Annotated in this window: 9 protein-coding genes; 8 read left to right on the top strand and 1 reads right to left on the bottom strand. The window is 41.3% G+C overall.

Translation table 11 applies throughout. From position 1 onward, the window contains the following. Positions 1-13 precede the first annotated feature (13 nt). The 6 genes from MHH49_RS06755 to MHH49_RS06730 all read left to right on the top strand — a co-directional run bounded on the left by MHH49_RS06755 (position 14) and on the right by MHH49_RS06730 (position 8,159). Positions 14-1,378 carry a DUF58 domain-containing protein gene (locus MHH49_RS06755; RefSeq protein WP_341138056.1) on the top strand — a complete coding sequence of 455 codons (1,365 nt, stop codon included), beginning with the start codon at positions 14-16 and terminating at the stop codon, positions 1,376-1,378. After that, the gene (locus tag MHH49_RS06750) at positions 1,347-3,686 is read left to right on the top strand and encodes a transglutaminase family protein (RefSeq protein ID WP_341138055.1); all 2,340 of its coding nucleotides are present in this window, start codon (positions 1,347-1,349) and stop codon (positions 3,684-3,686) included. The genes MHH49_RS06755 and MHH49_RS06750 overlap by 32 nt, the downstream gene beginning before the upstream one ends. 162 nt (positions 3,687-3,848) lie before the next feature. After that, a complete protein-coding gene (guaA, locus tag MHH49_RS06745) occupies positions 3,849-5,387 on the top strand; it encodes a glutamine-hydrolyzing GMP synthase (RefSeq protein WP_036679874.1) in 1,539 nt (512 codons plus the stop codon). A 159-nt stretch (positions 5,388-5,546) separates the two neighbouring features. Continuing rightward, a complete protein-coding gene (locus tag MHH49_RS06740) occupies positions 5,547-5,921 on the top strand; it encodes a site-specific integrase (protein ID WP_341138054.1) in 375 nt (124 codons plus the stop codon). After that, positions 5,846-6,490, top strand: coding sequence for a tyrosine-type recombinase/integrase (locus tag MHH49_RS06735; RefSeq protein ID WP_341138053.1), 645 nt, complete (start codon positions 5,846-5,848; stop codon positions 6,488-6,490). The genes MHH49_RS06740 and MHH49_RS06735 overlap by 76 nt, the downstream gene beginning before the upstream one ends. Before the next feature lie 607 nt (positions 6,491-7,097). Next, a complete protein-coding gene (locus MHH49_RS06730; protein WP_341138052.1) occupies positions 7,098-8,159 on the top strand; it encodes a hypothetical protein in 1,062 nt (353 codons plus the stop codon). Positions 8,160-8,475: 316 nt separating this feature from the next. Here MHH49_RS06730 and MHH49_RS06725 read toward each other — a convergent pair whose 3' ends face one another. Then, entirely contained in the window at positions 8,476-9,405 is a 930-nt protein-coding gene (locus MHH49_RS06725) for a hypothetical protein (RefSeq protein ID WP_341138051.1), read from the bottom strand. Positions 9,406-9,778: 373 nt separating this feature from the next. Between MHH49_RS06725 and MHH49_RS06720 the strand changes: the two genes are divergently transcribed. Next, positions 9,779-10,600 carry a tyrosine-type recombinase/integrase gene (locus MHH49_RS06720; RefSeq protein WP_341138050.1) on the top strand — a complete coding sequence of 274 codons (822 nt, stop codon included), beginning with the start codon at positions 9,779-9,781 and terminating at the stop codon, positions 10,598-10,600. Between the two features lie 460 nt (positions 10,601-11,060). Then, on the top strand, positions 11,061-13,394 hold the full coding sequence (locus MHH49_RS06715; protein ID WP_341138049.1) for an nSTAND3 domain-containing NTPase: 2,334 nt from the start codon (positions 11,061-11,063) through the stop codon (positions 13,392-13,394). Positions 13,395-14,208 lie beyond the last annotated feature (814 nt).

The following is a 14,208-nucleotide window of genomic DNA, read 5'->3' as shown; positions in this document are numbered from 1 at the left end:
GGTGTTCGTTCCATTGTCCTCTTCAAAAAAAGTAGAGCACAAATTAAATAACAAGACTGAAAGAGTTAGAAGCTTCTCCTATCCGCGTAGCCGTAGTGCATTGGCTGAATGGTTGCGGGTGCTGACTGTGGCTGGAATTATAGGTGTTTTATATGCATGGCGCGGAGGCGCATCACTCTTATTTCTGCTGATCGCTGTAGGCGTTATCATGGTTGGCGGACTTATCGTTCAACTTTCAGGTCCACGGGCGATAAAGATTGAACGTACAATCACTCCTGTAAGACCGATAGCTGGAAATACACTGCTTGTGAAGGTGCGGGTGAATTTCTCTGCCCGGCTTCCACTGCCATGGCTGACTATCGCTGATTTTTGGGGGGACAGAGGACATCACAAGCTACTGTTTCCGGGATTCAGACGCTCTTTTGAATACACCTACATTCTTGAGAATATGCCACGCGGACATCATCATTTGCAGGGCTGTAGAGTAACCTGGGGAGATTTGCCCGGCTGGTTCACAGGCCGATCTGAGCCTGCTGAAGAGCATAGCATTAAAGTGCTGCCAGCCCCCCTATATTATGGCGGAGCAGTACCGGACAGCGGCTTTATTAGCGGTGATTCGCTCTATTCCAGAAGGGGAAGAAACAGCAATGATGAGACCATGGAATCGCGGGAATATGAGCCCGGTGATCCACTTAGCCGAATCCATTGGAAGAACAGTGCCCGGCTAGGGAATCTGCAGAGCAAAGTTCCAGAGCGTGAAAAGGCAAAAATGAGCTGTATCGTGTTGGCAAATGATCCAAAAAGCTATGAGATTCCAGCCAATGCACTTACACCTCGTGGCAGTCGGGAAGAGCAGCCTCCGGTATTTGAGAAGGCGGTGTCAACGGCGATGGGGCTGATGCTCTTTGCTGAGCAGTCAGGTGCTTATGTCCAGTTATTCAGCGGAGGCTGGCCAGAAGGAATGGCTAGGCATGAAGGACTGGGCAAAATCCCAGGGAGAGTGCTGGATATTCTAACTGATATTTCTCCGAATGGAACAAGAACCCTGTCCGAGCTGTTGGAGGATGCTTCTAGAGGCTGGATTCCGGGAATGACCGTTGCTATAGTGACCGGAAGATTAGAGGAACAATCCGCTAAGGTTATCGCTAAATTCTTAGTGCAAGGTGTAAAAGTTGAGCTCTATTATGCTTGGGATCAGCCAGCTCCGGTGCCTGCGGAGGTAATGCTGCAGGAGATCCGCGAGCCTGTGCGGGGAACGGTTGGGGATAGTCTGGGTCGTCTGGGAGCACGGATGTTTTGTCTGGATGATGCATTGCCAGCTTACAGGCTCAGGGAGGTAGAGTACCATGAATCATCCGGAAAACCAACGCTACGGTAAGCGGATACCGGGTGACACAAGCTTCTCTATGAATGGGCAAAGTGGGAAGGAACCAAAGCAGCTCCATTTGGAAAAACTAGAGAGCAGTCATGCCGGTAAACAGAGAAAGATACCTCTGTATTATCGCATGCTGTTCTCTTTGGCTATTTTGGGGCTGTTTTTAGAATGGCTGCTCCCTTTATATAGAACGACTTCATTGGAAGATACTGCTAGATTGCTGCAGATTCTGATGATTTCTGCTGCCGTGCTGTTGATGTGGGGAATCCTTCAGATTCCCGGGTGGCTATTGCTAAGTATCCAATGTTTGATGATCGGCACGGCTTGGCTATATCTATGCAGTGAGAGCGTAGGGACAGGATGGTTGGGCATTTATGCAGTAGAAATTCCAAATGATCTGATTTTGCTCTTTTCAGGGCATGTTTCTCAGCTTAGCGAGATCAGCAGACTTTTGATTTTGATTGTTGGCTGGGGGCTGCTGGTATCTTCGGTGCAGCAGCTTGCACTTTTCAGAGGAAGCACGCTGCTGTTTACAGCGGTGACCCTCATTTATCTATTGGTTCTGGATATTGGCTTTGGGGTTAATACGACAACGGATGTTGTAATATCAGTGGGGCTTATTGTATGGATGCAAGCAATGAGTGGTTTGCTCCGTCTGCGGGAACGGGTGGGCAGCATTCACCTGCCGTATGCCCGATGGGGAGTTTTGGCATTAGCGGCTGCCATATTCGTAATGATGACAGCATGGTTCGGTGGGCAGGTATATGAAGTACGACCGCCTAACCAAACTACACTCCAGTCAACCTTTGAAAAGCTGCAGGAATGGGCTTCGGGCCATATGCCGGAAGATAATGAGGCTATACCTGCAGGAACAACAGGGTATAGTACAAATGATGGAGAACTGGGTGCTCCATTGTCACGCAATACCGAACCAGTCTTCACAGCATTGACCAGCCTGCGTACCTATTGGCGCGGGGAGAGCATTGCCTATTATGACGGACGCCGTTGGATCAGAGGTGGTGAGGAATTTACTCCGCTTAACTTGTCCAGCCTGCCTCAGATTCCGGCGACGGTAACTACTACTAATGGTGGACGGACTTTACAACAGCGGATACAATTTGCCAGCCCTTCTTCCGGAGGAATTCCTGTATTCAATGCGGGCACCATAACGGATGTTGAGACAGTTCAACTATCTAATGGCAGCCAGCTTGGTTATGTTCTGGCGAATAAGGACGGGGATACCTTTCGTCTGCCAGATTCGGCGGTTTCAACTCGGATCACTGAGTATATAGTTGATTCTATACTTCCCGAGAGTAATCCAGTACTGCTGCGCGGGTTGGGTGATGCTGATCCTCAAGAAATAAAGAACAAATATTTGCAGCTGCCTGATTTATTACCTGAGCGAGTGAAAGCTCTGGCAGAGAAGCTCACAGCTTCCTCGGGCAACCGATATGACTCCGCAACCGCCATTCGGGATTATTTGCAAAACGGGTATTCTTACACGCTGGATACCATGATTCCGCCAGCTGGCGCTGATTTTGTGGATCATTTCCTGTTTGAGACCAAGCAAGGTTATTGTGTGCATTTTGCAACAGCGATGACCGTATTGCTGCGAAGCACAGGCATTCCAGCGCGGTATGTTCAAGGGTACGGACCTGGAACCCAGCAGGAGGAAGCCATGCCGGCGAAGTATTTAGTCACCCAAGGGGATGCCCATGCCTGGGTAGAGGTTTATTTTGCCGGCGCAGGTTGGGTTCCTTTCGATCCGACGCCGGGTCCTGCGCTTGCGGCTGGCTTCCCTGCGCCGGCACGGCCTGCGGCCGCAGCGATCGCGCCGCAAGCAACGCGCAGCGCGGAACTGCCCGCCCTGCCGCTGGCGGGCGGGCCCTTTTCAGCGCCGCTGACTGCCGCGGCGCTGCTTCCCGCCGCCGCTTGGCGCTGGCGGCGCAGTCTGGCTCTGCTGCTGGCCGCGTGTCGCGGCAGCAGCTTGAGCCGTGAGAGGCAGCTGCGCGCGGCCTCTCTGGCTTGGCACGGGCTGGCGGAGCGGTTTGGACCGCCGCCGCCCGGCGTTACTGGCAGGGAGTATGTGGACTCCCTGCGGATTTACGATGCCGGACTATACGTGGCCGTCCGGCAGTTCGTCCGCCAGTGGGAGACCCTGGCGTACGCGCCAGCTTTGGCATCCACTGCCGTGATCTCTGCCCGCGGCAATTCCTTAAAATCCGCTCCCGACCTTGGCGGCGAACCTGCGGCTTCTGATGCGAACGCGTTTATTCGCGAATGTCTGATCATTACCTTCCGTTTAACATAAACGGCCAAGAACGCTTAGATCCGCTATCTAATTTATGCCATAGCAAGGAAGGTTCTGCATGAAGTTTTATCACTCTCTGATTATGAGAGGCGTGTCCTCCTTTCCTTGACGATGAGAATTAACCATGAGTATAATGAATCCAATAATCAAGGGAGGCACGTAATGAACAAGCCAAATGAAATTATCGTCGTTCTCGATTTTGGGGGACAATACAACCAACTTATCGCGCGCAGAATTCGGGATCTGGGAGTATACAGCGAACTTTTGCCGTACAATACGCCAGTTGACAAGATTAAAGCACTTTCACCTAAAGGAATTGTCTTCTCCGGCGGACCTAGCAGTGTATACGCTGAAGATGCACCACACGTAGATCCGGCTATTTATGATCTAGGAGTGCCGATCTTCGGTATTTGTTATGGTATGCAGCTGATGGCTCATCAGCTTGATGGTAAAGTAGAACGTTCAGCTAAACGGGAATATGGTAAAGCTGATGTTGACTTTGCAGAAGGAACTGCTTTAGTTGCAGGATTGGAGAACCGCCAGACTGTATGGATGAGCCACGGTGACCATGTAGTTGAGCTTCCAACAGGCTTCAAGCTGGATGCAGGTACAGAAAGTGCTCCAATTGCAGCAATGAGCAATGCGGAGCGCAAATTGTTCGCTGTGCAATTCCACCCAGAAGTACGTCACTCCGTTCAAGGTAACGAGATGATCTCGAACTTCTTATACCAAGTTTGTGGTTGCGACGGCAAATGGACAATGGAATCGTTTATCGATGAAGCCGTTCAAGATATTCGCAATCAAGTCGGAGATAAAAAAGTACTCTGCGCTCTTAGTGGCGGAGTGGATTCTTCCGTTGTGGCTATGCTTATTCACCGTGCAATTGGAGATCAATTGACTTGTATGTTTATTGACCACGGCCTTCTGCGTAAAGGTGAAGCAGAAAGCGTTATGGAGACTTTCGTAGGCAAATTCGATATTCATGTAGTGAAAATCGATGCACGCGATCGCTTCATGAGCAAACTTGCAGGTGTTGAAGACCCTGAGCAAAAACGTAAAATCATTGGTAACGAGTTTATCTACTGCTTCGACGAAGAGTCAGCTAAGCTCGGAGATTTTTCATTCCTTGCACAAGGTACGCTTTATACGGATATCGTTGAGAGTGGAACAGCTACAGCGCAAACCATTAAATCCCACCACAATGTGGGTGGTCTGCCAGAAGATATGAAATTCAGCTTGATCGAGCCGCTAAACACCTTGTTTAAGGATGAAGTTCGTAAACTCGGTGAAGAGCTGGGCATGCCACGTGCGATCGTATGGCGTCAGCCTTTCCCAGGTCCAGGTCTTGCTATTCGTGTCTTGGGTGAAGTAACAGAGGACAAGCTTACCATCGTTCGTGATTCTGACTACATTCTGCAAGAGGAAATTGCTAAAGCGGGATTAGACCGTGAAATTTGGCAATACTTCACTGCCCTGCCTAACATGAAGAGTGTCGGAGTTATGGGTGATGCTCGTACGTATTCCTACACAGTAGGTGTCCGCGCAGTAACTTCCATCGATGGCATGACCGCTGACTGGGCACGTATCCCATGGGATGTTCTTGAAAAAATCTCTGTACGTATTGTCAACGAAGTTGAGAACGTAAACCGTGTAGTGTATGACATTACTTCGAAACCACCTGCAACGATTGAGTGGGAATAGAACGGGAAAAATTAATGTCATAAATCTCTCGGAATCCTTGATGTATAAGGGATTACGGCGTTTGTGGCATTGAAATTCTACGTACACCTGCAACAATAGAGTGCAAAAAATTACTCTCTTTTATCTGCGTTGTTTCGCAAATAGAAGGGAGTATTTTTTATGACCAAAATCAAAGAACTAATCGAGGATTTCAAACTGAATCAAGAAATTTTAGGCAGGGAAAAGAAATATGTTGAACTTTGTATGTTTCGATTATACAGATGGGAGAAGTTCACAGTGAAAATATTAGGTATTACTGAAACAGAGGATGTGACACAGCTTCATATCAAAAAGTATATTCAGGAGCGGCAAAATGAAGGGAGAGAAATGAACAGGACGATAAATAATAATATTGCCACTTTAAAAGTCTTCTTTCAGTATTTGGTGAGCGAAGAATTCATTGATGAACAAGCTACCCTATGCGGAGGATTAGAAATCTCAAAGAAGATAAAACAGTCATTGTTACGTTCAATGATGATGAAGTTTCACGGATAATTAATGACTTGAAAGAAGAGACGTACTCCAATGTCCGTGACAAACTCATTCTCATTATGCTCTTTGACACGGGTATACGGGTTTCTGAGCTATGTAATATCAAGAGCGATGATATTGCTAGGAGACACATTCTGATTCATGGGAAAGGCTCTAAACAACGTTTGGTGTACATTAGCAATATCATGCGGAAATACATGAGGAAGTACGAAGCATTAAAACAGGAACGATTCATAAAAAGATTAGAGGATGAAATAGAGAATTGTTATTTTCTAGACCAATCCGCTGTAAGATTGTCCCGCTCCCGCATCAACAAGATTCTAAAAGAGCATTGCAATAATGCTGGGGTAAGAAAGGAAGTACGATGTTCCCCGCATGATTGTCGACACTACTTCGCACAGAAGCAATTGAGAAATGGAATTGACATTTACAGCTTGAGCAGATTAATGGGGCATTTTGATACTCAAATCACCTCGAAATATTTAAGGGGATTAGAGCAAGAGGACATTTTACAAATTGGACGGTTGTATAGTCCTCTTAATGGGCTGAAAATATTTAAAATGAAAATTTGATTAAGTCATCCCAGAAGTTTGGATAGAATACACCATACTTATATGTAATACAAATTAATACATCATCTTAAAACTGCTAAATAAGGTCTCTGTGGCTCTTCTTTGAACAGGGGGGGCGGACGGTGCTTAAGAGCCTAGAGAGTCCTTAGGGACAAGTATTGAGCTTCTGAGACTGTACAGATGGGTAGTCGGTGTTCGAAACTCAATATAATAGATTTCCTACATAGTATATTTGAACTTGGGAACCTACTACGACTTCAAGAAGGGACAATAACAACTGTCTAAAGCCGAGTATAATAAATCCAGAAGAACCCCCCTTCTGGATTTATTTAAATTAGGAGTTTGCGGGTTATCTATAATTAGTTACAATGTAAATACAAATATGAAAGGAGGTTTACGTACAGATATATACAGAGAGATATCAAATTTCAGTATGAATCTGTACGTCTAGTAAGACATGCAATTAAATATCATGTATGCTCACATACATCATCTAGACAGTAGATACCATAAAAAGAATAAAACATAAAAACAAACCATACATAAACATAAACTGAAAACATAATGCTGGAGGATGATAGTGCGCTAATAAGGGGCGATATCATTTATGAGTTTTGTAGCAATACCAAATAGAATGTTTGCACGTGAAACTAAGTATTTTACCACTAATGATGAATTTCTAGTGTTTTATCATATTGGTACTTTAGTGAGTGCAAGGAATCCTAACCTTGCACGTCTCAACATAGAGTTACTAAACTCTATTATTTTGCTAGACCAGAAGAATCCTTCTAGGGGCAAAAAACGAATTAAAGTTGCTCTTCTTAGTTTGCGTTCTAAGAGTTATATCAAGATTGTTCATAATGATGGACAACTTAAAAACATTACAGTGTTAGATATTACCTTACCTGACACTGGACAATCCATATATACAGAACAAGTTAAAAGTGGCGGCTCCATATATAAAGGTTTTACTTCTGTGACTGACGATATGTTTAACTGTGTGGAATCTGTCTATGAACTAAAAGTTCTAACATATGTTAAATGGCGCTCTAAAATAAGCTACAGCATTTCATTTAGAGAATGGCAAAGTGTGCTAAATGTATGTCATCAAACTGCTGTCAATATTATTTCTGAATGTGTAAGAAAGGGTCTTCTCACGAAACATAGAGGGGATTACTATACAACACCTGATGGAATGATACGTCAAGAAACAAATACGTACTATGAGAAATCTATTGAACAAGAAAGTGATCCTAGCAAAAAAGCCAATACTGCGAAGCGATCAAAGAAGCTTTCTGCTGAATCGAAAGAAACTCATCCACATAATTTGTTTGGAACCGACTACTTAGATGAAAACGATATGTACGTATATTTTACTACTACTTGTGAACATGCAAAGGATCAAGGCAGAAAACGGATCGATGCTATTTCAAAGAGTGGTGCTTCTGGTAAAGCACGTATGGATACGCTTGAGAAGAAGGCGCTTATAAAAATTCAACAAGAGGAATCAGAAAAGCATGCTATGAAGATTCAATCTGCGCTTAGTGATGAGATGAGAAAAATGAATGGCAGTGAATTTGAAGATGATTATGAAGAAACATATAGACGTACCCAACGGACATCAAGACAGGAAAAGAGAGATTATAGTTATTTGTTAGGAAATGATTAGCTATGAATGATATTGGTATAATTAGTGGCAATTGTTTTTATGAGTTAAATTATGATGAATCTGGGCTTAGTATCATTTGTTGGCTTCGTAACATACAGGGGTGAGTGTAACTGTGGTTGCGCTATCACGAAGTTATGATTATTTTATATGAATAAACGCCAAGATGAACTGATTGAAGTACGATGGAGATTCAGTTAAACGGAGGATTAGGCAAAAGGCTAAGGAACAATCAGTTGACCTCTACCAGATTTTCGAATCCAGTAATGTTACTATAGGAATGAAAAAATCCCTGTTTCAAGGGATTTTTTATATAGGTTTATTTAGGCAACAGGAAACTTTTGATTGCATCAAAACATCCTTCAATGTCTCGGTTAATTTGAGTCCCTGTTATCACATTGAGTTGCCATCCATTGTTTGTTGCTATTGTCCTTTTAATTGCATCGTTATTGCGTTGTTCGACCGTCTTATGATAGTCGTGTCCATCAAGTTCAATAAGCAATTTAGTTTGTTTATGGAAATTGACAATAGCGAAGTCAAATCTGACATTCACTGTCTTTGAACTTGAACTAAATCTGAGTGAATAATTGTCATCTAGCTTATAACAGGAGTAATGATGTCTCTCCCCATAGATTTCAGGAATAATTGCGGGGTTGTCAGGATGATAAAAATGTTTAAGCCAATACTCATAGAACATTTTCTCTATTGGGCTTGTTGAAAGACTTATCAGGCAATCCCTAAGACTAGTTCCATGCTTTTCTCTTAGTTCTTTTTCTACATGGGTAACGGACCACGGTATTAATTCTGAATTTTCAACGATTTCTGTCTTCTCGTTACTATACCCACTTGTTCCATTTTCTTTTAAGCCGTAGACAATATCGAAATTTTTCAATTCCTCCCATCTGAGACCAAAGCGAACTATCTCACAAATAGGAGATTTTTTCCTCGCTAACTTCTTGTTTCTTTCGTACTTCGTTGTAAACCTTGAGATAATAAAATCTCGACCATCATTAGAAACCATCCAAAGTTGTGCTCGTTTCATTGGAAATACCAATACCCATTCGCCATCAACTTTAGTTTTGTAGGTATACGCCCCAATTGAATGTTGTGCTTTAAGGTATTCCAGTAAATCGCAGTACATCTGCTCAGGTGTCCAAACAAGGTTTACCCTTATATATGTATCCATATACTTGGCTATAACCCCATTTATGTGATATTGCTCTTTTATAGAAAAATCATTGAAATTCAATTATCTCTCTCCTTTAGGCTCGTCCAAACCTAATACAGAATACACTCATCGACCGAGTAGGCTTATATTTTCAAGATACGATAGGCGACACCATACCAGTTGGTTAATATTAACAAATATTTTATATCGAAAAGACCTATTTGACAATTATGACCCCTTTATATCGATTACTTTAGTCAGAAGAAAAGGGAATAGCATCACATACAATTAGGTGTCGGTCGTTAAGTAGTATTGCGTAGAATAATGACGTAGAATTAAAATTCTATGCTATAATAAATGGTATGAAGATTCAAAATGGTACACAAATAGCCCATTAATAGTTAGAAATTATTGCGTGGAATTATTTATCCCTATTTTAAGGAGAGAAATGTTTATGTTAGAGAGATTTCTTAATGAGGGCTTGCGTGGTAAATCAGCAACGACAATTAGAACATATGGTCATGCGATCCACCAATTTGAAAAGTGGCTAGATGGATCAGGAACTGATTTAGAGAACTACGCTAGGTCAGACGTTCAACAGTACATAGATTATCTGGCAAGTAAGAAGAAGTCAGCTTCCACGATTAACAAACTATGGAATGCAATAAAGTCTTATTCTAAATGGGCAGGAAAACGTGAAACAATAGAAGATATATCTGTAGTTAAAGTAACAGATATAAAGAAACAAGCACCGAAAGCAATGGATAAGCTTGAACGGAATAAGTTAATTAGAGATATTGATCGTACAGGTAATAAGAGAGATTATGCTATTCTTATGACTTTGCTAATGACTGGTATTAGGATATCTGAATTAGTCGCACTAGACCGTCTAGACCTCGATGTAAGCGACCGCAAAGGCTCGTTGGTAGTTCGTTCAGGTAAGGGGAATAAAGAACGTACACTACCACTCAACGTGGAAGCAAGAAGGGCTATAGAAAAATATCTTGATGAAAGAACAGACAGTAACCCTGCTCTATTCATAAGTAATAGACAAGAGCGTATTAGCATCAGAAGCGTTCAGCATCTAATGGAGAAGCATGGACACAATGCCCATCAGACTCGTCACAGCTTCATTACAGGGCTTGTACGTGCAGGTGAAGATATTAGTGTCATTCAGAGTTTGAGTGGTCATTCAAGTGCGGATATGATTTTAAGGTATTCGATGCCAAGTGAAGAAGATAAGCAGAAAGCTGTAGAACACATATACAAGGACTAACCACTCAATAAGAGTGGTTATTTGTACTCGTATCAAATTACATAAAGGTTAATTGACACATTTCATTTGTCTATATCTAATTTATGACACGTATCAGAAAATATGGTTTAACATATTTCGTACATATGGCGTAAATTATACATTTTGACAAACTATAAAGATGTAGGAGCGAGACTATACGGCTTCTGAACAACTCTATTGGGCAAGTGTAAAGATTCATGTGAGTTTCAAGTAGGATTAGAAGAAGTGTAGGCGTTACAACGATGACGATGTAGTGTAATATTGATGGTGTTATTGAACTTACGGATAGTTATGCAGAAAAGTGTGGTATGATTTATTGAGATTTAAATTGGCATGTAAAGGTGTAATATATTTGAAAGATATTTATGAAGAGATATTTAATAAACAAAAAAGAAGAAGACTTTAAGGACCTTCATTTGGCTACTGACGAGGTGATTGTATGTACGATTTCAAAACACTAGACTACAACGATTTTGAAAGGTTAGTTAAAGATATTCTATCGAAGATGTACAATGTTCATATTGAACGTTTTAAATCAGGACGAGATGGTGGTGTGGATCTAAGACATAGTCACTTTACAGATGATGAAACCATTATTCAATGTAAGCATTATGCTAATTCATCCTATTCTAATTTAAAATCAGTTCTACGAAGGGAAGAAGCCCCTAAAGTAAGAACACTAAGCCCTAAAAGATACATATTGGTCACATCCTTACCCTTAAACGACACGGAAAAAACAGAAATCATAAATATTTTTGATCCTTACATAAAAAGTAAAGCTGATATCCTTGGATCTGAAGATCTCAACGACGAATTAAGCAAGTATGGGGAGATCGAGGCGAGGCATTATAAGCTTTGGCTACATAATTTTTCACTCATTACTGAGTTACTAAGCCGTGAAATACACAACCAGACGGAGATGACGCTTAGAAGAATTTCAAAGCGGATTATATATTATGTAGAGCCTCCTAATTTCAATCGTATCTTGCAATTTCTTGAAGATCAACACTTTGTGGTCATTACCGGAAATCCTGGCGTAGGTAAGTCGACAATAGCGGAGATATTGCTCTCCTATTGTGTCAAGAAAGGCTCTGTCCCTTATGTTGTTAAAGATATCTCTCAAATATTGGAGCTATACATACATGGTGAAAATCAGGTTTTTCTATGCGACGACTTCCTAGGACAAACTAAGTTAAAGTCGCATCATGACGATGATAGGCTGTTACAATTTATCAAAGATATTAGTGATAGTGAGAAGAAAACAAGGCTCATTCTAGTTTCGCGAGAAAATATTATCCAATCGGCAAAGCTGGAATCAGAGTACATGAAAAGTAAATACTTTGAGCTTTCGAAGCATTTGGTCAAAGTAGAAGACTTTAAATTAGAAGATAAGGCTAATATTCTCTATGCCTATCTTAAAAATTCAAATATCCCAAATCCATTTATTGAGTATATTGTGAAAAATAAGAAGTATATGAATATCATTCAGCATAGAAACTTCTTGCCAAGGATTATTGAAGAGATGACGGATATGGACATCATTAAGATGGGTGTGATAGACGACCCAAACCAATTTTACAACGAATTTATTCAAACTTTAAACAATCCGTTTTCTATATGGGATAGTTTATACATGAATGCAACACAACGCTCCAAGGATCTTTTATTGACATTAGCCATGTTCGAGGGATCTTGCTCCTTAGAAGGACTTGAAATTGCATTCTCTTCGTATCACTATTACAAATGCAGTCAGAATAATGAGATTATAACGGATAATTCTTTGCGCTCAGCATTGGAGGAAGTGGATAATTCCTTTATTCGGATAGAGGATTCTGGGGAAGTAGTAAAAGTTAGGTTTAACAATCCAAGTGTCAAGGACTTCATTGAATATGTAATTAACCAACGGCTTGATAGTAGAAACATCTTGTTTCTAATTCAAAGCATGGTATATTTCGAGCAAGTGGATTATCTATACGAATTAATTTCTAGACGTGATAACCCAACTTTCACAAGTGAATATACTAAGGCTATTATTAGAGTTTTAAGTGATTACCGTTACGAGCATTATGTACATCCTTTTTATGAGGAGTACGGAGTTAAAGGCTTTATTCGAAAATCAGAAGATGCTATTTGCACACTCTTGGATTTAAATAGTGAGTCCTTTAATTTAGAAGAAGTCATATCGACTTTATTAATAATAGTAATCAAATTTATATCTGAAGAAGCAAATTATTACGAATATGATGAATTAATCGGGCTGTTGGTTAGATTCAGCGATTGTCTCGATGAATCTGCTTTTAGCCGACCAAAGGTAAAAGAAGTGTTGGAGCGTATTTTTGCAGAACCCAGCAAGGAACATAGAGGTCTATTTTTCTACTATTATTTCGCATGCTATTGTACATTTGCACCTATCAATAAAGTGGATGTAGAAATAAAGAGGATAAAGGAAGAATTTTCTATATCTTACAAGGATCTGTTTGAAAATGAGGGTTTAGAGAATACAGTGCCCAATGGCTGGGGTAATCGAAAGTTCAAGGAATGGCTGGATATTCTTGAGTTCTTGGTAGAATTTTATGGAGTGAACTTTGATGAGGAACTAGAAGGAGTCAACTTTGCTCTTGATGAGGAAGAAATTCGACATCGAGAATATTTGGAGAATAGGGACTATGATGATGACTTATTTGAAGATGAAAAGAAACGGACAAATTATACTGAGCTAGAGATTCACGAAAAGTTTTCCACTTTGGTAAACGCAGATGATTTATCTTTGTGATAGGTATGTTCTGCGAATATCCTGAAATAAGCTTGTTATTGAGCTAACGGAGATCCGTATTATAATCCTAATCAGCATTAATGGAGCGGGACGGGGCTAGGTTTACAGCTGAAAAGTGATCGTCTTTAGGGGAGAGTGTCAGTACACATATAAATAGTGACCCTATATAGATGTATTGCGATACGAAAGCAACATCCTAAACGGAATAAGTTAATTAGAGATATTGACCGTACAGGTAATAAGAGAGATTATGCTATTTCAATGACGCTATATATGACTGATATTAGGTGTCAGAAATAGTCGCTCTAGACTGTCTAAATGTTGATCCAAGCGACCGTAAAAGCTCGTTAGTATTTCGTTCAGGAATAAAGAGCGTACGCTACCACTAAACGTGGATGCAAGAAGGGCTATTGAAAAGTTCGTTGAAGAATACGAACAGATGGCAACCCTGCTCTATTCATAAGTAATTGACAGGAGCGTATCAGTATAGGAAGCGTTCAGCACCTTACGGAGAAGCATAGACACAATGCCTATCAGACTCGGCACAGCTTCATTACAGGGCTTGTACGTGCAGGAGAGGAGATTAGCTTGATACAAAGTCTGAGTGGGTGGACATAGTTCAGTAGGTAGTATGCCTTCTAATGATGATAAACAACGTGCAGTTGAAAGAATCTTCAAGGACTAGCTATCAAAGTCATATGTGGGGAAATGGTACGTACTCATTCAACCAGCAACTTGTAAAAGAAAACGAAGCGATATCATTAAGACCAGTGATAAATATTAAACCCCTTTTCCTTATTAAGAACTAGCCCAA

Source organism: Paenibacillus sp. FSL F4-0122, from assembly GCF_038002845.1.
In the GTDB taxonomy this organism is placed as follows: domain Bacteria; phylum Bacillota; class Bacilli; order Paenibacillales; family Paenibacillaceae; genus Paenibacillus_AQ; species Paenibacillus_AQ odorifer.
This window is presented reverse-complemented; position numbering and strand designations above follow the sequence as displayed.